This is a genomic window from Bacillus sp. TL12, from assembly GCF_022625245.1.
In the GTDB taxonomy this organism is placed as follows: Bacteria; Bacillota; Bacilli; order Bacillales; family Bacillaceae_G; genus Bacillus_A.
The window spans coordinates 1-292 of the sequence record NZ_JAJJBY010000249.1; the positions used below are offsets into that span (position 1 = coordinate 1).

At 33.2% G+C, this 292-nt stretch carries 1 protein-coding gene; it reads left to right on the top strand.

Annotated elements, in window-relative coordinates:
* The coding region (locus LOK41_RS28785; protein WP_347269389.1) for a DDE-type integrase/transposase/recombinase at positions 1–292 on the top strand (292 nt) is incomplete at both ends.

Consider the following 292-nt stretch of genomic DNA (forward strand, 5'->3'; position numbering starts at 1 on the left):
TATATCGCTTAATGAGCGAGCTCAACATTCAATCTATTATTCGAAAGAAGCGTCGCTTCTTTAAAGGGAACTATTCCAATGTTTTTCCGAATGTTTTAAACCGTGAATTTAAAGATCGCCAACAAAATGAAGTACTTGTTACAGATATTACTTACCTACGATTCCAAGAAGGATTTCGGTATCTTTCTGTTGTCCAAGATATTTATAATAACGAAGTTGTTTCTTGGAAAATATCCAAGCGGAATGATAATGAACTTGTATTGGATACAATTGAAATGTTGGCACAAAAAAG